Source organism: Streptomyces inusitatus (assembly GCF_014651115.1).
GTDB lineage: Bacteria > Actinomycetota > Actinomycetes > Streptomycetales > Streptomycetaceae > Streptomyces > Streptomyces amakusaensis.
Genome location: NZ_BMWG01000030.1, coordinates 57,488 through 80,787 on the forward strand (window position 1 = coordinate 57,488; position 23,300 = coordinate 80,787).

19 protein-coding genes are annotated in these 23,300 nt (G+C 74.1%); 11 read left to right on the forward strand and 8 right to left on the reverse strand.

The genetic code is table 11. The features are described from left to right. Positions 1-88: 88 nt before the first annotated feature. A complete protein-coding gene (locus IE247_RS31005; RefSeq protein WP_190126664.1) occupies positions 89-880 on the forward strand; it encodes a hypothetical protein in 792 nt (263 codons plus the stop codon). A 206-nt stretch (positions 881-1,086) separates the two neighbouring features. Here IE247_RS31005 and IE247_RS31010 read toward each other — a convergent pair whose 3' ends face one another. Then, positions 1,087-1,932: a GntR family transcriptional regulator gene (locus IE247_RS31010; protein WP_229869468.1), complete on the reverse strand. Its 846-nt coding sequence runs from the start codon at positions 1,930-1,932 to the stop codon at positions 1,087-1,089. Positions 1,933-2,081: 149 nt separating this feature from the next. Between IE247_RS31010 and IE247_RS31015 the strand changes: the two genes are divergently transcribed. Beyond that, positions 2,082-2,927 carry a (2Fe-2S)-binding protein gene (locus IE247_RS31015; protein WP_190126666.1) on the forward strand — a complete coding sequence of 282 codons (846 nt, stop codon included), beginning with the start codon at positions 2,082-2,084 and terminating at the stop codon, positions 2,925-2,927. 232 nt (positions 2,928-3,159) lie between these two features. Then, positions 3,160-4,266 (forward strand): DUF2637 domain-containing protein, encoded by a 1,107-nt coding sequence (locus IE247_RS31020; RefSeq protein ID WP_190126667.1) that lies wholly within the window; start codon positions 3,160-3,162, stop codon positions 4,264-4,266. 79 nt (positions 4,267-4,345) lie between these two features. Here the strand turns inward: IE247_RS31020 and IE247_RS31025 are convergent, their stop codons facing one another. The 3 genes from IE247_RS31025 to IE247_RS31035 form a co-directional block, all read right to left on the reverse strand. After that, positions 4,346-4,969, reverse strand: a complete 624-nt coding sequence (locus IE247_RS31025; protein ID WP_190126668.1) for an ATP-binding protein — start codon at positions 4,967-4,969, stop codon at positions 4,346-4,348. A gap of 204 nt (positions 4,970-5,173) precedes the next feature. Continuing rightward, on the reverse strand, positions 5,174-6,916 hold the full coding sequence (locus IE247_RS31030) for a pyruvate dehydrogenase (protein WP_190126669.1): 1,743 nt from the start codon (positions 6,914-6,916) through the stop codon (positions 5,174-5,176). 60 nt (positions 6,917-6,976) lie between these two features. Further along, the gene (locus tag IE247_RS31035; RefSeq protein ID WP_190126670.1) at positions 6,977-8,398 is read right to left on the reverse strand and encodes a protein phosphatase 2C domain-containing protein; all 1,422 of its coding nucleotides are present in this window, start codon (positions 8,396-8,398) and stop codon (positions 6,977-6,979) included. Between the two features lie 229 nt (positions 8,399-8,627). Here IE247_RS31035 and IE247_RS31040 point away from each other — a divergent pair, with 229 nt between their 5' ends. Continuing rightward, positions 8,628-9,578 carry a helix-turn-helix transcriptional regulator gene (locus IE247_RS31040; RefSeq protein WP_190126671.1) on the forward strand — a complete coding sequence of 317 codons (951 nt, stop codon included), beginning with the start codon at positions 8,628-8,630 and terminating at the stop codon, positions 9,576-9,578. 61 nt (positions 9,579-9,639) lie between these two features. After that, positions 9,640-10,122, forward strand: a complete 483-nt coding sequence (locus IE247_RS31045; protein WP_190126672.1) for a DUF456 domain-containing protein — start codon at positions 9,640-9,642, stop codon at positions 10,120-10,122. A 30-nt stretch (positions 10,123-10,152) separates the two neighbouring features. On the opposite strand, the gene IE247_RS31050 is transcribed toward IE247_RS31045, so the two are convergent. Beyond that, a complete protein-coding gene (locus IE247_RS31050) occupies positions 10,153-11,457 on the reverse strand; it encodes an SGNH/GDSL hydrolase family protein (protein ID WP_190126673.1) in 1,305 nt (434 codons plus the stop codon). 148 nt (positions 11,458-11,605) lie between these two features. Between IE247_RS31050 and IE247_RS31055 the strand changes: the two genes are divergently transcribed. Further along, the gene (locus IE247_RS31055; protein ID WP_190126674.1) at positions 11,606-11,977 is read left to right on the forward strand and encodes a PPOX class F420-dependent oxidoreductase; all 372 of its coding nucleotides are present in this window, start codon (positions 11,606-11,608) and stop codon (positions 11,975-11,977) included. Positions 11,978-12,048: 71 nt separating this feature from the next. On the opposite strand, the gene rsgA is transcribed toward IE247_RS31055, so the two are convergent. Beyond that, complete coding sequence (gene rsgA / locus IE247_RS31060; protein ID WP_373305630.1) at positions 12,049-13,170, reverse strand: ribosome small subunit-dependent GTPase A; 1,122 nt, start codon at positions 13,168-13,170, stop codon at positions 12,049-12,051. Between the two features lie 465 nt (positions 13,171-13,635). Between rsgA and IE247_RS31065 the strand changes: the two genes are divergently transcribed. Further along, the gene (locus IE247_RS31065) at positions 13,636-14,007 is read left to right on the forward strand and encodes a cupin domain-containing protein (protein ID WP_190126676.1); all 372 of its coding nucleotides are present in this window, start codon (positions 13,636-13,638) and stop codon (positions 14,005-14,007) included. Between the two features lie 8 nt (positions 14,008-14,015). Here the strand turns inward: IE247_RS31065 and IE247_RS31070 are convergent, their stop codons facing one another. Further along, entirely contained in the window at positions 14,016-14,981 is a 966-nt protein-coding gene (locus IE247_RS31070; RefSeq protein ID WP_190126677.1) for a GlxA family transcriptional regulator, read from the reverse strand. 122 nt (positions 14,982-15,103) lie between these two features. On the opposite strand from IE247_RS31070, the gene IE247_RS31075 reads away from it, so the two are divergent. Next, positions 15,104-15,775, forward strand: a complete 672-nt coding sequence (locus tag IE247_RS31075; protein WP_190126678.1) for an HD domain-containing protein — start codon at positions 15,104-15,106, stop codon at positions 15,773-15,775. Positions 15,776-15,821: 46 nt separating this feature from the next. Here the strand turns inward: IE247_RS31075 and IE247_RS31080 are convergent, their stop codons facing one another. Beyond that, positions 15,822-16,502, reverse strand: a complete 681-nt coding sequence (locus IE247_RS31080) for a DJ-1/PfpI family protein (RefSeq protein ID WP_190126679.1) — start codon at positions 16,500-16,502, stop codon at positions 15,822-15,824. Between the two features lie 280 nt (positions 16,503-16,782). On the opposite strand from IE247_RS31080, the gene IE247_RS31085 reads away from it, so the two are divergent. From IE247_RS31085 to IE247_RS31095, 3 genes are all read left to right on the forward strand, one after another. Next, the gene (locus IE247_RS31085) at positions 16,783-20,811 is read left to right on the forward strand and encodes a non-ribosomal peptide synthetase (RefSeq protein WP_190126680.1); all 4,029 of its coding nucleotides are present in this window, start codon (positions 16,783-16,785) and stop codon (positions 20,809-20,811) included. A 111-nt stretch (positions 20,812-20,922) separates the two neighbouring features. Then, positions 20,923-22,017 (forward strand): right-handed parallel beta-helix repeat-containing protein, encoded by a 1,095-nt coding sequence (locus tag IE247_RS31090; protein ID WP_190126681.1) that lies wholly within the window; start codon positions 20,923-20,925, stop codon positions 22,015-22,017. A gap of 81 nt (positions 22,018-22,098) precedes the next feature. Continuing rightward, the gene (locus IE247_RS31095) at positions 22,099-23,178 is read left to right on the forward strand and encodes a methyltransferase (RefSeq protein ID WP_229869469.1); all 1,080 of its coding nucleotides are present in this window, start codon (positions 22,099-22,101) and stop codon (positions 23,176-23,178) included. The last annotated feature ends 122 nt before the right edge of the window (positions 23,179-23,300 follow it).

A 23,300-nucleotide genomic window follows, 5' to 3' on the forward strand; every position in this document is an offset into this window, starting at 1 on the left:
TTGGCCCGGCACCCCCATCCATGCTGAGATTCCCTCGACTCAACAGCTCAATGGCGTGCTCGGGGAGGGCATAGTGGCGCATACCGCCATGTCTGGTTCCGGAACCACTGCAGGTGACGATCCCCTCCAGACCGCGGTATGGCGGCTGCGCTCGCGCGGCTGCTGGACCGACGCGGCGGCGCTGCTCGCGCCCCACTCGGCGGCTCCGGCCGCCGCCCTGGAGCGGGCCGGACTCCTGGTCGAGCGGTGTCTGTTCACCGGGGAGGGCTGGGCCGACGCGGAGGACGCGCTGCGCACGGCGGAGGCCGTGGCCCGGGACGACGAGGAGCGCGGCGGCGCGGCGTCCGAGCGCGGACGGCTGGCGTACGCGGCGACCAGGCTCGGGGTGCGGGACCGGGCCGACGAGGCCCGGTCGGCGCTCGGCCGGGCGGCGGCGCTGCTCGCCCCCGGCTCACCCCGGCGGCCGCTGCTCGACTTCCGGCGCGGTCTGGTGGCCGAGCACATCGCCGCCTCCCCGCAGGCGGCCCTGGCCGCCTACCGCCGCGCCCACGAGGGGGCGGCGGCCCAGGACGACGCCCTGCTGCTCTCCTTCACCTGGCACCAGCAGGCCGGGATCGCGCTCCAGGAAGGGGAGTTGACCCAGGCCAGGCACGGCTTCTCCGAGGCCCTGCGGATCCGGGTCGAGCTGGGCTATCTGATCGGCACCGCGCCGACCCTGGCCGCCCTCGCCGACTGCGAGCCCGAGCCGGAGGCCGGCCGCCTCCGGGCCGAGGCCGGCCGCCTCTTCCGCCTCCTGGGCGGGGTCCCGGTCTGGCTCGCGGCCCGGCTCTCCCTCCCCGCGCAGGCCACGACGACGGCCCTGCCGGGACCGGCCGTCTGACCCCGGGCCACCCACCCGGGTCGTCCACCCGGGGCCCGGCCCCTCAAGGAGCGGCCGGGCGCGGCCGAAACTCCGGACATGGCGTACGTACACCCTCGCCGCACCGCGACCGGCGGTGCGGGTCCGGGCGGGATCCCGGCACCGGCACCGGCACCGGGCGGCCCGGGTCGGCGGTCCGAATCCGGGCCGGAAGAAGGCGGCGGGCCTCAGCGGTCCGCGCCGCCGAAATGAGCGCGTACCACCGAGCGCACCGCCTCGAAGTCGCCCGAGACCAGGGCGTCGAGCAGGGCGGTGTGCTGCGCCGCGTCGGCCGTCAGACCGGCGCGGCGGGCGGCCGGGTCGGCGGCGAGCGGCCACTGGGAGCGGCGGTGCAGATCGGCGGCGACCGTCACGAGCTGCTCGTTGCCCGCGAGGGAGAGCAGCGCGCGGTGGAAGGCGCGGTCGGCCTCCGCGTACCGCGCGCGGTCGCCCTCCAGGGCGGCGGCCTCGGTCGCCCGGGCCAGCGGGCGGAGCTCGCCCCAGCGGGCGGCGGGGACCGAGGCGGCCAGCCGGAGGATGACCGGCACCTCGATCAGGGCGCGCACCTCGGCGATGTCGGCGAGTTCGCGGGGGCCCCGGGCGGCGATCCTGAAGCCCCGGTTGGGGACCACCTCCACCGCCCCCTCGGCGGCCAGCTGCTGCATCGCCTCGCGCACGGGCGTCGCGGAGACGCCGAAGCGCTCCCCGAGCACGGGGGCGGAGTAGACCTCGCCGGGGACGAGTTCTCCCTCGGCGAGGGCGGCGCGCAGGGCCTTCAGGATCTGCCCGCGCACCGAGTGCCGCTGGACGGTGTGGGCGGCGGGCCCGCGCGGCGCGGGCGGCTCGCTGTGGGTGTGCTCGCCGCGGGCCGTCCCCAGCGCCCCCGGACGGGTGGCGTCCGAAGGCGCGCCGAGGGGGGCGGGCACCGGAGCGGAAGCGGGGCGCACGGAAGCGCGGGGCCGCGGTGTCGCGGCGGGCCGGGCGGGGTGCGGCAGGGGGGAAGACGCCGTCTCGCCCGGTCGGGCCTGCTCCATCTCGGATCCTCCTCCGGCCGGACGCCGGGCCGGACCGGCACGGCCGGGCCCCGAGTGCACGATAGGCGGACGTGACAGCAGTTCACACATCAGCCCGGCGGGGTAAGGTAAGCCTTACCTGCTAACGATCGCGATACGGTGGTCCCGGCATGAATTCTCCCGTCGTCCCGCCCGCCCTCGCCTCCCCCTTCGGGGACGCGTACTCCCGGCTGTCCGAGGTGTTCCCCCGGCTGACCGTGCGCGAGCTGGGCTCCGGCGAGGGCGAACCGGCGGGCGAGGGCTGGGTGCGCGCGGAGGAGCTGGCGCGCGGGGGCGGCGCGCTGGACGTCTTCCTCGACTGGGACCGGGCCCAAGTGCTGCGGGACCACGGCCGGGAGGGCAGGCCCGACGTGGTGGCCGGCTTCGGGCTGCACCGCTACGCGTGGCCCGCCTGTCTGCTGTTCACCGTGCCGTGGTTCCTGCTCCGCCGGGTGCCCCGGCTCTCCGGCGGTCAGGTCTTCTTCCGGCGGACGCACGGCCGGATGACGGTCCGGCCGGCGGAGTTCGCCTGTCTGCCCGGCGATCCGGTGGCCTGCCTGCCCGGCGCCCGGGTGGTGCCGGACGAGGAGGCCCTGCGCGGCGAGGTGCGCGCCGCCGTGGCCGCGCACCTCGAACCCGTGCTGGACGGCTTCGCCTCGCGGGCCCGGCGCGGAAGGCGTTCCCTGTGGGGGATGGTGACGGACGATCTGGTCGAAGGCCTCTGGCACATCGGGAATCTCCTCGGCGAGGAGTCCCGGGCGATCGAAGAGCTGGAACTGCTGCTGCCGGGAACCGTCAAACCGTATGTGGGAATTCCCGGTTTCCGTCAGCTGACCGGGCCTCAGGGCGAACAACTGGCGACCCGGGACCGGGCGAGCTGCTGCCTGTTCTATACACTGCGGCCCGACGACACCTGTGTCACCTGCCCCCGTACCTGCGACACCACCCGAGTGACGCGACTCCTGCCCAGTGCCTGATCACTGCCCCTGAGCAGTTGTCAGACTCCGGATGTCACGCCCCCCTTCCGGGTGATATAAATCGTACGCAACTCACCTGCCGCGTACGGCAGTTCGAGTGAAACCCACCTATCCGTATGCCGTATGGCCCCATTGGCGTTCTCTTGGCACAAAACCCCCTGGGATCTCCGGGACTTCGGTCAATATGGCGGCCGAAACGCCCTACCGCGATGCAGATGCAAGGGACACCAACATGAGAGACATATCGCTAACCTGGCTGCTTCCCGGCGGCGTGATGGTCGTGGGAGTCCTGGTCGCGGTCGCAGTGCTCGCACGCGGCAAGAAGGCGGCGGCCAAAGCCCCGGCGGAAGACACCTGGGAGCGCAGCGAGGACCGCCGAAGGCGCAAGGAAGCCATATACGGCACGGCGTCCTACGTTCTGCTCTTCTGCTGTGCCGCTGTCGCCGCCGCGCTCTCCTTCCACGGTCTGGTCGGTTTCGGCCGGCAGAATCTGAACCTCTCCGGCGGCTGGGAGTACCTGGTCCCCTTCGGGCTCGACGGCGCCGCGATGTTCTGCTCGGTGCTCGCCGTGCGTGAGGCGAGCCACGGTGACGCGGCGCTCGGCTCGCGACTGCTGGTGTGGACGTTCGCCGGCGCCGCCGCCTGGTTCAACTGGGTGCACGCGCCGCGCGGCCTGGACCACGCCGGCGCCCCGCACTTCTTCGCGGGCATGTCGCTGTCGGCCGCCGTCCTCTTCGACCGGGCCCTCAAGCAGACCCGCCGGGCCGCCCTCCGCGAGCAGGGCCTGGTGCCCCGCCCGCTGCCGCAGATCCGGGTGGTGCGATGGCTGCGGGCGCCCCGCGAGACCTTCAACGCCTGGTCGCTGATGCTGCTGGAGAATGTGCGCACCCTGGACGAGGCCGTCGAGGAGGTCCGTGAGGACCGTCAGGCGAAGAAGGCCAATCAGCTGCGCGCCCGTGACCAGGCCAAGCTGGACCGGGCCCGGATAAAGGCGCTCAACCGGCAGCACCGCGCCTGGGGCCGGGGCCGGGTCATCCGCGAGCCGGAGCTGCCCGTGCTCGCCTCCGGACAGGGTTCGGGTCCGAGCAACTCGGGAGGGTCCGCACAGGCCCTGACCGAGGGTTCGAAACCCGTAGCGGAGCCTGCCATAGAAACCGGACAGCTGCCTCCTCCTTCTCTGCCCTCTCGCCGGTCCGTCTCCTCGGCCCGCGAAAGCCGCGACAGTGACCCGATGGGTCCGATCACCGTCGACCTCACCGCCGAGGACGACACCCAGACCCTCCCGCGACTGGACTCCCTGGAGCGGAAGCTGAAGGATCTGGAGCAGCAGTTCGGCTGAGTCCCCGGCGCGCGAGCGCCCCGCCCCGGAAGGCGGCGTACGGACAGTCAGCTGTACCCGGAAGGCCGGCCCGAGACCCTCAGGCCGGCCTTTCGCGCAGCTCGAACCAGACGATCTTGCCCGCGCTCTGGGTGTGTACGCCCCAGGAGTCCGCGAGGCTCTCCACCAGGGCCAGCCCCCGGCCGTGGGTGTCGAGCGGATCGCGCCGCCGGGCCGGGTACTCGGGCACCGGCAGCCCGGCCATGAAGTCCCGCACCTCGACCCGCAGGGTGGCGGAGGCGACGGTCGCGGTGACCACCGCGCCGTGGTCGGTGTGGATCAGGGCGTTGGTGACCAGCTCGCTCGCGAGGAGCTGGGCCACATCGGCCACATCCGCCGCGTCGGAGCCGTCCCACTGCCGCAGCAGATCGCGCAGCACCCGCCGCACCTCGGGCACGGAGTTGAGGTCGGCGCAGCCGAGCCGCCGGCACCGGGGTCCGTGCTGGGGCGGCGCGGGCGGCGCGCCCGGCGCGCGGGCGGCGGCGCGGCCCTCGCCCGGCTCGGGCCCGGCCGCCCGGGATGCCGCGCGCCGCGCCGTCACTCCGGTACGCCCCGCGTACTCCTGGTGCCCCTCGCACCCGCCGTAGCTGTTGTCATATCCGGCGTGGTGGCCCCCGTGAGCTGTGTGGCCTCCGTCGCCGGCCCCTCCCTGACGCCTTGTCATCATCCCCACCCGCACGTCGGAACGGTGTCCGACTGGCTCCGTGTGTCGAACATCCTCACGGAGGTGGACTGCCCCCGCCGGGGCGGGCCCACGCCTTGCGAACGGTCAACCGGTGCCAGGAGCCGAAGCGTTTTCGTACCGACTGCTGAGCTCGGCTACGTCCGCCGCAGCAGTCGGCGCGCTGTCGGAACGTGGCGATCCGCCTTAGGGTCTGGGTACATTGCGGAGATTGGAACGGGCCATCTGCACCATGCGGCCCACTCCGCCATTGAGCACGATCTTGCTCGCGGAGAGCGCGAATCCGGTCACCATCTCGGCGCTGATCCTGGGCGGGATGGAGAGCGCGTTCGGATCGGTGACCACGTCCACCAGGGCGGGCCCCTTGTGCCGGAAGGCGTCCTTGAGCGCGCCCGCGAGCTGTCTGGGCTTCTCGACCCGCACCCCGTGGGCGCCGGCCGCCCGGGCGAGCGCGGCGAAGTCCGGGTTGACGTTGGTCGTGCCGTACGAGGGAAGTCCCGCGACCAGCATCTCCAGTTCCACCATCCCCAGCGAGGAGTTGTTGAAGAGGACCACCTTCACCGGCAGGTCGTACTGGACGAGGGTGAGGAAGTCTCCCAGCAGCATGGCGAATCCGCCGTCGCCGGACATCGAGACGACCTGGCGGCTCCGGTCGACGAGCTGGGCCCCGATCGCCTGCGGCAGCGCGTTGGCCATCGAGCCGTGGCTGAACGAGCCGATGATCCGGCGGCGGCCGTTGGGCGAGAGATAGCGGGCGGCCCACACATTGCACATGCCGGTGTCAACGGTGAAGACGGCGTCCTCGTCGGCCAGTTCGTCCAGGACGGACGCGACGTACTCCGGGTGGATGGGGACATGCTTGTCGACCTTGCGGGTGTACGCCTTGATCACGCCCTCCAGGGCGTCGGCGTGCTTCTTCAGCATCTTGTCCAGGAACTTGCGGCTCGTCTTGGCCCGCACTCGGGGGGTGACACAGCGCAGGGTCTCGCGCACATCGCCCCAGACCGCGAGATCCAGCTTGGAGCGGCGGCCCAGATTCTCCGGCCTGATGTCCACCTGGACGATCTTCACATCGTCGGGGAGGAAAGCGTTGTACGGGAAGTCGGTGCCGAGGAGGATCAGCAGGTCGCACTCGTGGGTGGCCTCGTACGCCGCCCCGTAGCCCAGCAGGCCGCTCATGCCCACATCAAAGGGATTGTCGTACTGAATCCATTCCTTCCCCCGCAGGGCGTGGCCCACCGGGGACTTCACCCGCTCGGCGAACTCCATCACCTCGGCGTGCGCGCCCGCCGTGCCGCTGCCGCAGAAGAGGGTGATCCGCTCCGCCTCGTCGATCAGCCGGACCAGTTTGTCGATCTCGGCGTCACCGGGGCGGACCGAGGGCCGGGAGGTGACCAGGGCGTGCTCGACGGACTTCTCGGGGGCGGCCTGGGAGGCGATGTCGCCGGGGAGCGTGACGACGCTGACCCCGCTGCGGCCGATCGCGTGCTGGATCGCCGTCTGGAGCAGCCGGGGCATCTGCTGGGGGTTGGAGATCATCTCGCTGTAGTGGGAGCACTCGCGGAAGAGCTGGTCGGGATGGGTCTCCTGGAAGTAGCCGAGGCCGATCTCGCTGGAGGGGATGTGGGAGGCGAGGGCGAGTACGGGGGCCATCGAGCGGTGCGCGTCGTACAGGCCGTTGATGAGGTGCAGGTTTCCGGGCCCGCAGGAGCCGGCGCAGGCCGCCAGCTCCCCGGTGATCTGGGCCTCCGCGCCGGCGGCGAAGGCCGCCGTCTCCTCGTGGCGGACCTGGATCCAGTCGATGGCGGAGGTGCGCCGGATGGCGTCGACCACGGGGTTGAGGCTGTCGCCGACGACTCCGTACAGCCTCCGGACACCCGCGCGAACGAGGATGTCCACGAACTGCTCCGCGACATTCTGCTTGGCCATGGATCCATCAACCCATGAGCGGCGCGGTTCCGCCTCTCGGTGGCTCCCGATCGCTCCCGGTCATGTCTCCCAGACGGCGGCGGCCGTCCGGTCGTCCGCGTATCCCTTGACCCTGAGCTGGGCGTCCGCCAGGAACCCGGCGAGCCCCGGGGGTTCGCCGGGGCCCGCCCAGCGCGTGGCCAGCTCGGCGGCGAGCGCGGGCTCCGAGCGCAGGGGATCGGCCAGCCCCGGGCCGCAGAGCAACAGGGTGTCCCCCGGGCGGGCGACGGGGGCGCGGAAGCGGAACGGCTCGGGGCCGGTGGCCCGCCCGGGTGCTCCGGGCTCGTCGGCCGGTTCGGGCGGCGCGGGCTCGATGTCCTGCCAGACGCCGTCGCGCAGCCGGAAGAAGCCGCCGGGGCCGGCCCCGAAGAAGACCCGGGTGCGGCAGCCGGGGTCGGCGGGGAGCAGCAGACAGCGCAGCCCCGCGGTGTACGCGCCGGGGGCCATCCCCCGCTCGGCTGCCGCCGCCCGCAGCCTGCCGTAGCCGTGGTCGGTGAGCCGCCGCAGCCCGGACTCCAGGTCGCCGTGCCGGCCCGCCCTGATGTCGTCCGAGAGCCGGGCGTGTCCCCGGGCGACCGCGCCGCCGATCCTGCGGCAGAGGTCGGCGGCGGCGAGATGCCCTCCCGCGGCCGAGCGTTCCCCGGCCGCGACGGCGACCAGCACCAGGGCGGCGGGCCCGCTCCCGAACCGCGCGGTGAGCAGCGCCTCGCGCCGTGTCTCGCCCCGGTAGCGGGCCGAGTCGCCCCGTACGGAGGCGGCGCGCAGCGTGCTGGAGCCGTAGGTGGCTCCGTCGAGGACGGTGTCGGGGACGAGGTGCCCGAGGTTCTCCGCCGTGGCGGCCGGCAGGGCGTCGGGCTCGGGCCGGTAGGTCGGCGGTCCGTCCCCGACATGGCCCGGATGTCCGGCCGCCGCCGCGGGGTGCGGGGACGCCGGGGGCGGGGGCGGGCTCGCCGGGACCGGCTGTCCCAATCCGCTGAACAGCGGGTACGAGACCGCCGACGGCAGCTCGACGGGCTCGGCGGCGGGGGCGGGCTCGGGGGCGGGGGCGGGCGGAGTGGGGTCGAGTGGGGGTTCCCAGGGCGCGCGCGGCCGGGGCCGGACTCCGTCGGGGGCCGTGGGGCCGCCCTGGTCCGGTAATCCGGCCCGGCCCGCGGCCCGCCGTTCGGCGCCCGCCCCGGGCGGCGGGGCGACCGGGGTGCCGGATATCGCCGGGAGGTCCGCCGGATCGGGCTCCCGCCGGGCGGGCGGGCTTGCGCCGGGGGCCTTCGCCACCGCCTCGGAGGCGGTGGCGAAGCGGGAGTCGAGGGTGTCCCCCGGCTCGCCGCCCGGGCCCGCCGGCTCGTCCTTCCGGATGCCCCGCCCGCCGTCCGGCCCACCCCGCCCGTCCGTCGCGGACGCCTCGTACAGCCGGTCCCACCAGTCGTCTTCGGCCTGCTGACTCATGCCGGTAATTGTCCACCGCGAGGGCCTCCCGGAAACGGCCGACGGCGAAACCTCCGGCGGAGATCCGTCTCGTACTCCCCATGTTTCAGGGGCTGTTGGGGCCTTACGCGCGGCGGTACGGGCGCGCTCGCCCCGGCTCCGGGGCCGAACAGCCGTGCGGCGGGGCCTCCCCCGTACCCGGGCGCCCCCGTGTGCAGGGATGATGTGCGTGGTGTCAAGGGGAGGTCCGGTGCTGGGAGCGATTGGTCTCGACGCGAGACAGGAGTCCGCGTACCGCGCGCTGGTCGCGCTCGGAGCGGCGGAGGTCAGTGATCTCGCGCATCGGCTGGCCCTGCCGGAGACCGATACGGAGCACGCGCTGCGGCGGCTGGCGCAGCAGGGGCTCGCCGCGCGGTCGTCGGCGGGCGAGGGGCGCTGGGTGGCCGCCCCGCCCGGGGTGGCGCTGGGCGCGCTGCTGGCCCGGCAGCGGGCGGATCTGGAGCGGGCCGAGCTGGCGGCGACGGCGCTCGCCGACGAGTACCGGGCCGAGGCGGCGGAGCCCGCCGTGCACGATCTGGTGGAGGTGGTGACGGGGGCGAGCGCGGTCGCCAGGCGCTCCGCCCAGCTCCGGCTGGGCGCGGCGGACGAGATCTGCGCCCTGGTCGCCGCCGCCGACGGCCGTCCCGAGCTGCGGCCGGGAGTGGCGTACCGGGTGGTCGTCGAGCGTGACGCGCTGTCGCGGGGGATGCGTGAGCTGGTGGGCGCGCTGGGTCCGGAGGGCCGGGTGCGGGTGGTGGACCAGGTGCCCAGCGGGCTGGTGGTCGCCGATCGCGCGCTGGCGATGATTCCGCTGACGGCCCGGGACAGCGGTCCGGCGGCGCTGGTGGTGCACGACTGCGGGCTGCTGCACTCGCTGCTGGGTCTCTTCGAGGCGGTGTGGCGCGAGGCGCTGCCGCTGCGGCTGACACCCGGCGGCTACGAGGAGTCGGCGGCCGGTCCCGACGCCACCGATCTGGAGATCCTGTCGCTGCTGCTCGCCGGGATGACGGACGCCCGGGTCGCCAAGCGGCTGGATCTGGGGCTGCGGACGGTCCAGCGCCGGGTGAAGCGGCTGATGGAGCTGACGGGAGTGACCACCCGGCTCCAGCTGGGCTGGCACGCCTGTGCCAGGGGCTGGGTGGCGCGCGACCCGTGCGGGTGACGGACGCCCGCGCTCTCCGGCGCGAACTGCGGGATCCGCCGCGATCCCGCACCCTTGGCAGATGGGCGTGTGGCAGCTCGTGCTGGTCGGCCTGGTGATGGTGCTGGGCGTCGTCGGGGTGCTGGTGCCCGGTGTGCCCGGGCGGTGGCTGGTCTGGGCGGCGATGCTCTGGTGGTCGCTGCACGAGCTGTCGACGACGGCGTGGGTGCTGCTGGTCGCCGCCACGGTCCTGTTCCTGGTGGACCAGGTCGTGGTGTGGCTGCTGCCCGTCCGGCGCGCCAGGGAGGCGGGGTGCACCGGGCGGGTGGCGGTCTTCGCCGGTCTGGGGGCCGTGACCGGCTTCGTGCTGCTGCCGGTGGTGGGCGCGATACCCGGTTTCGTCGCGGGGATCTACGCGGTCGAGCGGCTCCGGCTGGGCGGGCACGGCCAGGCGGTGGCGTCGACCCGGGCGGTGATGCGGGGGGCGGGGACGAGCCTGCTGGTGGAGCTGTTCGCATGTCTGCTGGTGGTGGGGGCGTGGCTGGGGGCGGTCCTGGCGGGCTGAGCCCGCCGCCCGGTCAGTGTCCGGGGCCCGTCAGTGTCCGGGGGCCCGGTCGGTGCCCGGGGCCCGGGTGCCGGTCAGATCGCGGAGGTCGACGGTGTCGGCCAGTGCCTGGAGTCCGGCGTCGTTGAGGTGCAGATGGTCGCCCGTGTCGTAGGCGGGCAGCAGCCGCCGGGGGTGCTCCGGGTCGCGGACGGCCGCGTCGAAGTCGGCGACGGCGTCGAAGATCCCGCCGGTCCTGATGAGGTGGTTGACCGACCGCCGGGCGCGCTCCCGGGCCTCGGTGTGGCCGGGGTGCCCGGCGAACGGCGCGACGGTGCCGCCGACGACCCGGACGCCGCGCGCGTGGGCGCGCCGGACGATCTCCCGGTGGGCGGCTCGGAAGGCGGCCGGATCGGTCTGCTCGGGAACGCCCTTGAGGTCGTTGACGCCGATCAGCACGATCACCGCGCGCACCCCGGTGCGGGAGAGGACGTCGGCGTCGAACCGGGCCCGCGCGCCGGGTCCGGTGCCGTCCAGGAGCAGCCGGTTTCCGGCGATCCCCGCGTTCAGCACCCCCGGCCGCTCCTCGGGGGGCAGTTCCGCCAGCCGGGCGGCCAGCCGGTCGGGCCAGCGGCGGTTGGCGTCGGCGGTCGAGCCGGTCCCGTCGGTGATGGAGTCGCCGAGCGCGACGACGCTGCCCGGGGTGCGGGGGCTGAGGACGTCGACGCCGGTGAGGTAGTGCCAGGAGCCGGTGGCGGCGGTGTACTCCGTACCGCTCTCGTCCGCCGTGCTGTCGCCGCCCGGGGCGATGAAGCCGGTCTGGCGGGCGGAGCGGTGCTGGGTCGCCGGGCTGTCGGGGCCGCCGGGCGGCGTGTGGAGGGTGACGAGGAGATTCGCGTCGGCGGGGACTTCCAGCGGCACGGGGTCGGTGACCAGGTCCCGGCCGGCGGGGACGGTGACGGCTGTCGCCCCCGAGAACGTCGCCCGGCGCATCGAGCCGGGCACCGCCCCGGGGCTCGCGGGCCGCCCGGGGCGCTGGAGCGCGACGGTGACCGCGCCGATCCGGAGCGGCGCGGTGCCGAACCGGTTGGTGACCCTGATCCGGGCGGCCCGGCCGCCGACGCTGGTGTGCACCACATTGCGGATGGAGGAGCCGGGCAGCGCGGGCACGGCGTGGGAGGGGGCGGCTTCCCAGGTCCCGGTCCAGCCCCGGTCGTGGGCCGCGCCCGTCACCCCGGGGTTCGGCACCCCGGGGTTCGGCGCCCCGGCGGTCGTGGACCGGGTGCCCGCGGGGGTGAGGAGGGTCAGTCCCGCCGCTGCCACCAGGGTGCACAGCAGGCGTCGGGAGGTGGTCATACGGCTCCGCCTGTTCACTCGGGTCTCTCGGGTCTCTCGGGTCTCTCGGGTCTCTCGGTCCGGTCCGGTCCGGTCCGCCTCCGCCGACTGTACGAGTTGTACGGGTTCCCGGTGCCGGGGCGGGGCCCCGGCGTGTGAGGCTTCGCGTATGACCGAATTCACCGAGGCCGAACGGGCCTATCTGGCGACCCAGCGGCTGGGGCGGCTGGCGACCGTGGACCCCAAGGGCCAGCCGCAGGCGAACCCCGTCGGCTTCTTCCCGCAGGACGACGGGACGATCCTGATCGGCGGGCACGCGCTCGCCACGACGAAGAAGTGGCGGAATCTGCGCACCAATCCGAAGGTGGGCCTCGTCGTCGACGACATCGTCAGCGTGCGGCCGTGGAAGGTGCGGGGCGTGGACATCAGGGGCGAGGCCGAGTTGCTGACCGGACCGCACGAGCTGGGCCCCGCCGTCGGCGACGAGCTGATCCGGATCCATCCGAAGAAGATCCACAGCTGGGGTCTGGAGGAGGAGTAGCCCCGGAGGGTACGGGCGGGACCGGCCCGCCCGTACCCCCGCCGAAGGCCCTCCTCCCGAGGGCCCTCAGGTCAGCGCGTCCGGCCGCGCTTGGCCTCCATCGCCGCCCGCCCCTGCGCGCCCCTCAGCCGCCACTCCCTGCGGATCTCGGCCCGGGCCCTGGCGTCCGTCTTGGCCACGATGTGCCGGTTCTCCCGCAGCAGCTTGCGGTAACTGTCCAGCCTGCGCTCCGCCAGTGACCCGTCCTCGATCGCGGCGGCCACCGCGCAGCCCGGCTCCGACTCGTGCGCGCAGTCGTGGAAACGGCACCCCTCGGCGAGCTGCTCGATCTCGGAGAAGACCTGCCCGACCCCGTTCCCCGCGTCGAACAGCCCCACCCCCCGCAGCCCCGGGGTGTCGATCAGCACCCCGCCCCCGGGCAGCACCAGCAGATTCCGCGTCGTGGTGGTGTGCCGCCCCTTCCCGTCCACGTCCCGCGCCGCCTGAACAGCCATCAGCTCCGCCCCCGCCAGCGCGTTCGCGAGCGTCGACTTCCCCGCCCCCGAGACCCCCAGCAGCACACTCGTACCATCGGCGACCACGGCGGCGACCTCCGCCGTCCCCTCCCCCGTCATCGAACTGACCGGCAGCACCCGCACCCCGGGCGCGGCGGTCTCCACATCCTGTACGAGATACGAGAGCCCGACCGGATCCGGCACCAGATCGGCCTTGGTCAGCACGACCAGCGGCTGCGCCCCGCTCTCCCAGGCCAGCGCCAGAAACCGTTCGATCCGCCCGAGGTCCAGCTCGACCGCGAGCGAGACCGCGATGATCGCGTGGTCCACATTGGCCGCGAGGATCTGCCCCTCCGAGCGCTTGGACGAGGTGGAGCGTACGAAGGCCGTGCGGCGCGGCAACAGCGTCCGGACATAGCGCGGATCGGCGCCGCCGGGGTCGACGGCGACCCAGTCACCGGTGCACACGACCTTCATCGGGTCGTGCGGCACCACGAACTCGGTATCGGCCCGCACGGTCCCCTCAGGAGCGAGGACATCGCACAGCCCCCGGTCCACCCGGGCGACCCGGCCGGGGACCAGGCCCTGGGCGGCGTACGGGGCGAACGCGGCGGCCCAGCCCTCGTCCCAGCCGTACGGGGTGAGAGTCGCCTCGACATCGGCGGAGGCGGGGGAAGAAGAAGACAGGTTCAGCGGAATGCTGGACAAGACGGGAAAACCCTTCGAAGGGTGGCCCCGGCGGCGCGCTCGACGCGCGGAAGAAAGTGGGTGTCAGCCGGAGACCACAGGGGTGGGAAGAATGAACTCCTGAGCGCGGGCAGCGCCCGTAACCGTGACCGTCATCACTGTCCTCACCTCCCGTTTTCCCTCATGGACCAGAACGTCGGCGGACTCCGGGCAGAAGACCGGGTCGCGCTCCGACGGAACGCCGAAACGTTAACCCGCCCCGGTGGGCCGATGCCAGCCATTATTCGCGGCCCCGGCCGAAGCACCGGCTCCGGCACCGGCTCCGGCTCACCCGCCCGGCAGCCGGGCTCAGACTCCGTCGCGCGGAAGTGGCGACGGAGTTCACGGCCCGTTCCCGGAGCCTTCGCGCGGCTCGTGGCACCGGACTAGGCTGGATGTGGACTCGGGGCCCGTTCCCCCGCCGGGAGGCGGTTGATCATGGCTGGGCTGGTGATCCGGAGTTTCGACTCCGCCGATGAGACCAGACCGTTCGAGGACGGCAAGGGCAGGCTGGATGTGCTCGAAACGGATGGCGGACCGGTCGGCCGGGGGGTCTTCGAGCCCGGCTGGCGCTGGTCGGAGCACGTCAAGCCGCTGGCCGGCACCGACAGCTGCCAGGCGGCCCACACCGGGTATGTGGTGAGCGGCCGTATCAAGGTCGTCATGGACGACGGCGAGAGCGCCGAGGTGGGTCCGGGCGACTTCGCGCGGGTCGCCCCCGGGCATGACGCCTGGGTGGTGGGGGATGAGCCGTGCGTGATGCTGGACTGGACCGGATACGGCGAGTACGCGAAGCCGTCGTCCGGGTGACGGGCCGGTCAGACGCCGGGCGGCGGGGAGCGGAAGGCGGTCCGGTAGGCCTGGGGGGAGACGCCGGCGTGGCGGGCGAAGTGCTGGCGGAAGGTGGAGGACGCGCCGAAGCCGGTTTCGGCGGCGATGCGTTCGACGGGGATGTCGGTGGTCTCCAGGAGCTGCTGGGCGCGGTGGACGCGGGCGCGCAGCAGCCATTGGAGAGGGGTGGTGCCGGTCTGGGCCCGGAAGTGGCGGTTGAGGCTGCGGACGCTCATCGCGGCGTGGTGGGCGATGTCGCCGAGGGTGAGCTGTTCGTGGAGGCGTGACTCCAGCCAGTTGAGGGTGGGCTGGATCAGCGCGTCCCGGCCGCCGGGGTCGGGGTGTTCGATGAACTGGCTCTGGCCGCCGTCGCGCTGGAGGGGCATGACGGTGCGGCGGGCGGTGGCGGCGGCGGTGGCCGCGCCGAGGTCGCGGCGGACCAGATGGAGGCAGAGGTCGAGGCCGGCGGCGACTCCGGCCGAGGTGACCCGGGGGCCGTTGTCGATGTAGAGGCTGGTTCCGTCGACGTCGACGGCAGGGTGGCGGCGGGCGAGGTCCTCGGTGAACTGCCAGTGGGTGGTGGCCCGGTGGCCGTCGAGGAGGCCGACGGCGGCGAGGGTGAACGCGCCCACGCACACCGAGGCCATGCGCGCGCCGCCCGCGCCCGCGGCCCGCAGCGCTTCGGCGACGTCGGCGGGGGGCGCGTGCAGGAAGCCCGCGTGACCGGGGACGACGACGGTGTCGGCGCCGGCCAGTCCGTCCAGCCCCCAGTCGGCGGCGAGCCGGAAACCGCCGTGTCCCGAGGCGGTGGACACCTCGCGGCCCGGCGCGCAGACGCGTACCCGGTAGTGGGGGCGGCCGATCGCCTCGTTGGCGGTGCCGAATATCTGGCCCGGCACGGAGAGCTCGAACGGCAGCACACCGTCGAGCGCGAGTATCGCCACAACAGTCATGGCCAGAACCTAGCGGATCACGGCATTCTGGCCACTGTCGGGGGCCGGCCGAGGGGGAACAGGATCGAGTCAGTCGCCGCGGTGAAGCACCGCGCGCCGGACATTCATCCAGGAGAAGCCTCATGACCAGTGATCCGTACGAGGAATTCGCCCTGCCGGACACCGAACTCGCCGTCGCGGCGCTGCGCTACGCGGAGGAGCTGACCGAGCCGTTCGTCTTCCGGCACAGTGTGCGCGGCTATCTCTACGGCAGGGCGCTGGGCGAGCGCCGGGGGCTGCGGCCCGGCCACGACTACGACGACGAGCTGATGTTCGTCGCCACGGTGCTCCATGACATCGGGCTCTCGGAGGAGGGCAACGGCGATCAGCGCTTCGAGGCGGACGGCGCGGATCTCGCCGAGCGGTTTCTGCGGGAGCACGGGATGGCCGAGGACCGGGTGTCGGTCGTATGGGACGCCATCGCGCTGCACACGTCCGCCGGGCTCGCCCGGCGCAAGGGCCCGGAGGTGGCGCTCTGCCACGCCGGGATCGGGGTCGACATCACCGGCCGGGACCGCGAGGAGCTGCCCGAGGGCTTCGCCGACCGGGTGCACGCCGCGTTCCCGCGCGAGAACCTGGCGTACGCCCTGACGGACGCGATCGTGGCCCAGGCCCTGGACAACCCGCTCAAGGGAAGCCCGCTGACCTTCCCCGGCGAGCTGCTCCGCCGCCATGTGCCGCCCGGGACGATGCCCGACTGGTACGACCTGATCGGCCGCGCGGGCTGGGGCGACCGGCCCACGGCGGGAGGGTGACGGGGGCGGGCCGGGGCCCCGTCGCCCTCCCGCGGGGAGGGCGGTGTCAGACGGTGTGGGGCTCGGGGCCCTCGGCCCGCCAGACCAGGCCCTGACGGTCGTGGCCGAGGAGCTTCTCGGCCGCTCGCGCGACCCGGGGGCCGTGGAAGCGCTCCAGAAGGTGGAGGCCGAGGTCCACGCCGGAGACGACGCCCGAGGCGCTCACCAGGTCGCCGTCGTCCACCACGCGCGCCTCGACGGGGGTGACGCCGTGTTCCGCCAGGCGCGCCAGGCCGTCGCGGTTCCAGGTGTGGTGGGTGGTCGCGTGGCGGCCGGTGATCAGGCCCGTCACGGCGAGCATGAGGGAGCCGGCGCAGACGGTGGCCACGGTGGTGTCCGGGCGTTCCACGGCGTCCCGCAGAAGGCCCGGCAGTTCGCTCGCGAGGGCCCGCTCCAGATGGTGGGCGATGCTGTCGACCCGCTGGGCGAGTTCCGAGTCGTCGGGGGCGTCGATCCGGCCGGCCGCCCCCGGGACCACGATCAGATCGGCCCGTTCCGGGGAGAGCCGGGCGGTCGCCCGCACCGAGAGCGGGGGTGTGCCGCTGGGGACGTCCCGGGGGCCCTCGGCGGTGACGAGTTCGACCTTGAGGTCGCCGTCGGTGAACAGTCCTCCGGCGAACAGCACTTCGTACGGCCCCAGCGCGTCCAGGGGGTCGAATCCGTCGAAGAGCACTATCTGAGCGAGCATTTCGCGCTGTCTCCTTGTTTTTCACGCCCTGTTCGGCGATCTCGGACCGACGGTATGCCGCCCGGTCTCCCGTTGGACAGTGGCAAAAATGACCCAATGCGCTGGAATGTGGCCAGGCCGGGGAGCGGGTGGCGGAGTGCGCCGCGACTGAATCCCGGATCAGGGAATCGCGTGGGCCGATATCATCGCTAATGCTTCTGGACCGTGGAAATCGCTATGTTCCCGACGGAGGCTTAGATATGCACATCTTTTCGAGTTTCCCCGCTGTCACCGTCGGCTGATGGAGCGTAAGAGGATGCACGGAGCGATCGGCGACGACGCGCGGCGGCGCGGTGCCGGCGAGGTCGGCGGCGTCAGCGATGCGGGCGGCGGCGTCGGCGGTTTAGAAGAATCGCCCGCGGGCCGGCTTCTCACCCCTCGTACGGGAGTCCGGAATCCTCCGGCGGGCGAACTGTCGTGCGCACAGCGGCGGCTGTGGTTCTCCCACCAGCTGACGCCGGGCTCGCCCGCGTACAACGTCACCGCGGTGTGGCGGATCGAGGGGCGGGTCGACGCGGAGGTGCTGGCGCGGGCGCTGCGGGAGATCTGCGACCGGCACGAGGTGCTGCGGACCACCTTCACCGGGGCGCAGGGCCGCCCCCGCCCGGTGGTGAGCCCCTCGGCCGTGTTCGTGCTGGAGACCGAGGATCTGCGGGGGTCGGAGGAGGAGGCCCTGCGCCGGATCCGGCGGCTGGCCGCCAGGCCGTTCGATCTGACGGCCGGCCCGCTGCTGCGGGCGCAGCTCTTCCAGGTCGCCGAGGACCGCCACCGGCTCGCGCTCCATCTGCACCACATCGTCGCCGACGACCGGTCGGCGGAGGTGCTGTGGAGGGAGCTGTCGTCGCTGTACGAGGCGTACGCGGCGGGGCTGCCCTCGCCGCTGCCCCCGCCCGCGGTCCAGTACGCGGAGCACGCGGCCCGGCAGAACTCCTGGCTGGCGGGGGAAGAGGCCGGGGAGCGGCTGCGCTTCTGGACGGAGCTGCTGGCGGGGGCCCCCGACTCGCCCGCGCTGCCCGCCGACCGGCCCAGGCCCCGGGCGCTCAGCGGGCGCGGCCGGACGCTGGACTTCACGGTTCCGGCGGCGACCGCCGAGGCGCTGCGCGCGATCGGCCGGGAGCACGGGGCGACGCCGCGCGCGGTCTTCCTCACCGCCTTCCAGGTGCTGCTCGCGCGGTACACGGGCGGCGGCGACATCGTCGTCGGCTCCCCCGAGCCGGGGCGGTCCGGTCCCGGGGCCGGGGAGTTGGTCGGTTTCCTCGTCAACACCCTGGCGCTGCGGCTGACCTGGCGGGGCGACCCGGCCTTCACCGAGCTGCTGGGGCGGACGGAGCGTCTGGTGCGGGAGGCCCGGCGCCATGGGGACGTCCCCTTCGACCGGGTGGTGGAGGAGCTGGCCCCGGAGCGGGACCTGAGCCGTCATCCGGTCTTCCAGATCCTCTTCGCGTACGGGGAGGAGAGCGGCCGTCCCGCGCCGGCGGGCTGGTCGGTCGAGCGCTCGGGCGCGGATCTCGGGCTGGCCCGCTTCGATCTGGAGCTGGAGCTGACGGACGGCCCCGGAGGGACGCGCGGGACGCTCCGCTACAGCACCGATCTCTTCGAGCCCGCGACGGTGCGCGGGCTGGCCCGGCATTTCCTCACCCTGTGCGCCGGGATCGCGGCCGGTCCGGGCCGTACCGTCGCCCGACTGCCGCTGCTGGACGCCGAGGAGCGGGACCGGATCCTGCGGGTGTGGAACGACCGGGGGCGGCCGGAGGAGTACGAGGGGCACCCGCTGGACCGGTTCGAGGAGGTGGTCCGCGCCGATCCGGAGGCGGTGGCCCTGGAGTACGCGGGCGAGGAGCTGAGCTACGGAGAGCTGGACGTCCGGGCGAACCGTCTCGCCCGGCTGCTGGCGGGGCACGGGGTCCGGCCGGAGGACGTCGTCGCGATCTGCCTGGAGCGGGGCTTCGCCGCCGTCACCGCGCTCCTCGCCGTGCTCAAGGCCGGGGCGGCCTGTCTGCCGCTCGACCCGGCGCTGCCCGCCGCGCGGCTCGCCCCGGTGTTCCGGGACGCCCGGGTGCGGCTCGTCCTCACCGACGCCGCGCACGCGCCCCGGCTGCCCACCGGCGCTCTGCCGGTGCTCCGCCACGACGGGAGTGCGCCCGTCGGCCGCCCCGTCACCCCGCCCGACGTCCCCCGGGAGCTGGACGCCCTCGCCCAGATCGTGCACGCCCCGGGCCCGGCGGGCCCGCCCGGCGGCATCGCCCTGACCTGGCAGGCGCTGCGGAGCGTGCTGCGCTTCGACGGGCACCGGCTGCGGACCAGGGGGCTCGCCGCCCGCTCGTGCGCGCAGCTCGCCTCGCACGGTTTCGACGTGTCGCTGCCCGAGGTGTTCGTGACCCTGCTGCGCGGGGGGCGGCTGGTGCTGGTGGGGGACGGGGCGCGGCAGGATCCGGCGCGGCTGCTGGAGCTGCTGTCGCGGCGGCGGGTGGAGCGGGTGCGGCTGTCCTCCGCCCAGCTCGACCGGCTGGCCGTCGCCTGGAGCGAGCGGCCGTCGGCGCTGGCGGTGCGGCATGTCAGTGTGTCGGGCGAGGCGCTGCGGCTGGCCCCGGAGACGGTGGATCTGCTGTCGGGTCTGGCGGGGGTGGTGCTGGAGAATCAGTACGGCGTCTGCGAGACCCATCAGGCCACGGCGGCGCTCCTCACCGGGGATCCGCGCACCTGGCCCACCGCGCCGCCCATCGGCCGCCCGCTCCCCGGCACCCGGGTGCATCTGCTGGACCACCGGCTCAACCCGGTGCCCCCCGGTGTCCCCGGGGAGCTGTATCTGGCGGGGCCCTCGCTGGCCCGGGGGTATCTCCACCGGCCGGGGCTGACCGCCGGGCGTTTCGTGGCCAGTCCCTTCCATCCCGGCGAGCGGATGTACCGCACCGGCGATCTCGCCCGCTGGAGCCATCACGGGACCCTCACCCACCTGGGGCGCGCGGACCGTCAGATCACCGTCCGGGGCCGCCGGGTGGAGCCGGCCGACATCGAGACCGCCCTCACCGCCCACCCCCAGGTCTCCCGCGCCGCCGTGCTGCTGCGCGAGGACCGTCCGGGGGAGCGCCGGCTGACGGCCTATCTCGTGCCCGCGGGCCGGAGGGAGGAGCTGGACCCGGCGGCGGTCCGGGTCCATCTGGCCCGCTTTCTGCCGGACTCGCTGGTTCCCGCCGCGCTGGTGGTGGTGGACCGGCTGCCGAGGGACGCCGAGGGCGAGGTGGACGTACGGGCGCTGCCGAGGCCCCGGCCGGCCGCGGCGGCGCGGCGGCGGCCCCGGACGATGCGGGAGCATCTGCTGTGCGAGCTGTTCGCGGAGGTCCTCGGGGCCGACGCGGTGGGGGTGGACCAGGACTTCTTCGCGCTGGGCGGGGACTCGGCGCTCGCGCCCCGGCTGATCGGGCGGATCCGCTCCACACTGGGGGTGGAGCTGCCCGTCCGGCGGCTCTTCGACGCGCCGACGCCCGCCGGGCTCGCCGCCGCGATGGCGGAGCGGGGCGCGGGGCGACCCGCCCTGAGCGGTCTGGAGACGCTGTTCCCGCTGCGGACGGCGGGGACGGGCGCGCCGCTGTTCTGCGTCCATCCGGCGGCGGGGATCAGCTGGTGCTACGCGGGGCTGCCGAGGCTGCTGGGGCAGGGGGTTCCGGTGTACGGGCTCCAGGATCCGGGGCTGACCGATCCGGCGCTGCTGCCGGGGAGCGTCGAGGAGATGGCGGCCGGGTATGTCGAGCACATCCGCGCGGTGCGTCCGCGCGGGCCCTACCATCTGCTCGGCTGGTCGTTCGGCGGGCTGGTCGCCCAGGAGATCGCGGTGCGGTTGCAGCGGCAGGGCGAGGAGGTCGGGCTGCTGTGCGTGCTCGACGGCTCGCCGGGGCGTACGGAGTCCGGGCCCGGGCCCCGGGCCGGACAGGGGGCGGGGCCGGGCGCGCGGGGCGTCGAGCTGCGGCGGTCCGCCGGGGTGCCGGTCGAGTTCGACGAGCGCGAACTGGCCGCCGTGCACCGGTCCTCGGTGAACAACGCCCTGCTGGCGAGCCGGTTCGAGCCGAAGCCCTTCCGGGGCGACCTCTCCTTCGTCACCGCCGCGCGGGAGCCGGACCGGGCCGGTCCCGGCTGGCGGAGCTGGCTGCCGTATGTCTCCGGGACCGTGCGGAACACCCCGGTGGAGTGCGTCCGGCTGGGGATGACCCGTCCGGAGGCGCTGGCCGCGGTCGCGCCGACCGTGCTGGAGGCGGTACGGGGCCGCGCCGGCTGAGACGGCCGGGCGGAGCGGAGAAGGCGGCCGGGGCGGCCGGGGAAGGCGACCCGCGCGCCCATCCGGCTACTCCATGTGGCGAGCCCTCATGAACGCCCATAGCTTCGCCTCATGGAACTACGACAAAAGCACCAGAAGCGACAGAGAAGGAAGCTCGGACGGCTGCTGGCCGTCGCCGCCGCCGTGGTCTCGGGGGTCGGCCTCGCCCCGGCGGCCGAGAGCCCGGAGCGGCACACCGTACGCCCCGGGGAGTCGGTCCAGGCGGCGGTCGACGCCGCGAAACCCGGGGACACCGTCGTCCTCGCCCCCGGCACGTACCGCGAGAGCGTGCTGATCACCACGGCGCGGCTGACGCTGCGCGGCTCGGGCCCCGCGACCGTGCTGGTCCCGCCGGCCGGGCCGGCGGCGGCGGACGCCCACGGCTGCGCGCGGGCGGGCCACGGCGTGTGCGTGACCGGGACCGAGGGCGCGGACGTCGAGCGGGTCTCGGTCCGCTCGCTCACCCTGCGGGGCTTCAAGGGCCACGGCCTGTGGGCCTCCCGCACCGACCGGCTCTCGGTACGGCAGGTGGTCTCCGAGAAGAACGGCGTCTGGGGGCTGGCGCAGCAGCGCTCGGTCCGGGGCTCGTTCCGGGAGAACACCGTCCGGGAGAACGGCGACGCGGGCATCTTCCTCGCCAACGCCGTCGACGCCGAGGGCGGGGCCACCGACCAGGGCGGCGCGCTGATCGCGGGCAACACGGCGAGCGGCAACCGGATCGGGGTGACCGTGCGGCGGGTCAGGAATCTGACCGTACGGGACAACGAACTCACGGCGAACTGCGCCGGGATGTTCATCGTCGGCGACGAGTCCAAGCCCGCCGCCGGGGCGATGACCGTCCGCTCCAACGACATCTCGGGGAACAACAGGCTCTGTCCGGCCACCGCCAGGCTGCCCGTCATCCAGGGCTCGGGCATCGTCCTCACCGGCTCCGAGGCCACCGTCGTCCGCTCCAACACGATCCGCGACAACGTGGGCTCCGCGCCCATGTCCGGGGGCATCGTGCTGTTCGAGTCGCTGGTGGGCGCTGCCAACACCGACAACGTCATCGTGAACAACGAGGTCGAGGGCAACGGCAGGGCCGATCTGGTCCACCGCGGCGACGGCGGGGGCAACCGGTTCACCGGCAACACCTGCGCCTCGTCCGAGCCCGCCGGACTGTGCTGAGCCACCCGCGCCGAGCCCGGGGCCGCCTCGTTCGAACGCCCGCGCGGGCGCTTTCCACCCGTCACAAGGATGCGAGACCTCATGACCACTCTCAGTACCCGACCGGTCCAGACCGCCCCCGTCGACGCCGCCCCTCCCCCGGGCATGCGGCTGCGCGAACTCGTCTTCGGGGCCGCGTGCGCCGCCGCCGTGCGGGCCGCGGCCCGGCTCGGGGTGGCCGACGCCCTCGGCGACGTACCCGCGAGCGCGGAGAAGCTCGCCGGGGCCGTCGGCGCGGAACCCCGGCCGCTGCGCCGGCTGCTGCGCGCCCTCTCCTGCTACGGCGTCTTCGAGGAACGCCCGGACGGCACCTTCGGGCACACCGAGATGTCCAGAATGCTCCGCGAGGACGATCCGCAGAGCCTGCGCTACATCGCGCTGTGGTGCACCGAGCCCTGGACCTGGGCGGCCTGGCCCCGGCTGGACGACGCGGTGCGCCCGGCGGGCGGCCCGGTCTTCCAGGAGCTGTACGGCAAGGGCTTCTTCGAGTATCTGCACCAGGACGCGCACGAGTCGGCCCAGGTGTTCAACCGGGCCATGACCACCTCCAGCAAGCAGTCCGCGCTGGAGGTGGCCGAGCTGCTCGACCTCACCGGGGTCCGCTCGGTCGCCGACATCGGCGGCGGGCAGGGGCATGTGCTCGCCTCGCTGCTGGAGAAGCACCCCGAGGTCCGGGGCACCCTGCTCGATCTGCCCGACGTGGTGGCCAAGGCCGATCCCCGGCTGCTGGCGGGCGGCGCGCTGGCCGGGCGGGTGACGATCGTGCCGGGCGACTGCCGGCGGGCGATCCCGGTCGACGCCGACCTCTACATCATCAAGAACATCCTGGAGTGGGACGACGCCAGCACCCGCGCCACCCTGGGCCATGTGGTCGCCGCCGCCCGCCCCGGCGCACGGGTGGTGGTGATCGAGAACCTGGTGGACGACACCCCCTCCATGAAGTTCACCACCGCGATGGACCTGCTGCTGCTGCTCAACGTGGGCGGCGCGAAGCACACCAGGGAGAGCATGGTGGAGCGGATGACCCTGGCGGGGCTGCCGCCGGGCGACATCCGTCCGGTGAACGCCTATCTCCACGCCTTCGAGGCGGTCGTCACCGGCACGGCCCCCGCGCCCGGCTGAACACGGTCGCGCACGAGCGCCCCGGGGCCCCCTCCCCCGGGGGGGCCCCGGGCGGGCGGGCGGGGCGGGGGGGCAAGGGGTTCAGGGGGGGAAACGCCGGGGCCCCCCGGCCCAGGCGGGGG

Coding starts and splice junctions, on each gene's coding strand:
- IE247_RS31045 (WP_190126672.1), top strand. CDS start 9,640: ATGGGCGTGTGGCAGCTCGTGCTGGTCGGCCTGGTGATGGTGCTGGGC.
- IE247_RS31020 (WP_190126667.1), top strand. CDS start 3,160: ATGAGAGACATATCGCTAACCTGGCTGCTTCCCGGCGGCGTGATGGTC.
- IE247_RS31035 (WP_190126670.1), bottom strand. CDS start 8,398: ATGAGTCAGCAGGCCGAAGACGACTGGTGGGACCGGCTGTACGAGGCG.
- IE247_RS31025 (WP_190126668.1), bottom strand. CDS start 4,969: ATGACAAGGCGTCAGGGAGGGGCCGGCGACGGAGGCCACACAGCTCAC.
- IE247_RS31010 (WP_229869468.1), bottom strand. CDS start 1,932: ATGGAGCAGGCCCGACCGGGCGAGACGGCGTCTTCCCCCCTGCCGCAC.
- IE247_RS31070 (WP_190126677.1), bottom strand. CDS start 14,981: ATGACTGTTGTGGCGATACTCGCGCTCGACGGTGTGCTGCCGTTCGAG.
- IE247_RS31085 (WP_190126680.1), top strand. CDS start 16,783: ATGGAGCGTAAGAGGATGCACGGAGCGATCGGCGACGACGCGCGGCGG.
- IE247_RS31005 (WP_190126664.1), top strand. CDS start 89: ATGTCTGGTTCCGGAACCACTGCAGGTGACGATCCCCTCCAGACCGCG.
- IE247_RS31095 (WP_229869469.1), top strand. CDS start 22,099: ATGACCACTCTCAGTACCCGACCGGTCCAGACCGCCCCCGTCGACGCC.
- IE247_RS31050 (WP_190126673.1), bottom strand. CDS start 11,457: ATGACCACCTCCCGACGCCTGCTGTGCACCCTGGTGGCAGCGGCGGGA.
- IE247_RS31015 (WP_190126666.1), top strand. CDS start 2,082: ATGAATTCTCCCGTCGTCCCGCCCGCCCTCGCCTCCCCCTTCGGGGAC.
- IE247_RS31055 (WP_190126674.1), top strand. CDS start 11,606: ATGACCGAATTCACCGAGGCCGAACGGGCCTATCTGGCGACCCAGCGG.
- IE247_RS31075 (WP_190126678.1), top strand. CDS start 15,104: ATGACCAGTGATCCGTACGAGGAATTCGCCCTGCCGGACACCGAACTC.
- IE247_RS31065 (WP_190126676.1), top strand. CDS start 13,636: ATGGCTGGGCTGGTGATCCGGAGTTTCGACTCCGCCGATGAGACCAGA.
- IE247_RS31090 (WP_190126681.1), top strand. CDS start 20,923: ATGGAACTACGACAAAAGCACCAGAAGCGACAGAGAAGGAAGCTCGGA.
- IE247_RS31080 (WP_190126679.1), bottom strand. CDS start 16,502: ATGCTCGCTCAGATAGTGCTCTTCGACGGATTCGACCCCCTGGACGCG.
- IE247_RS31030 (WP_190126669.1), bottom strand. CDS start 6,916: ATGGCCAAGCAGAATGTCGCGGAGCAGTTCGTGGACATCCTCGTTCGC.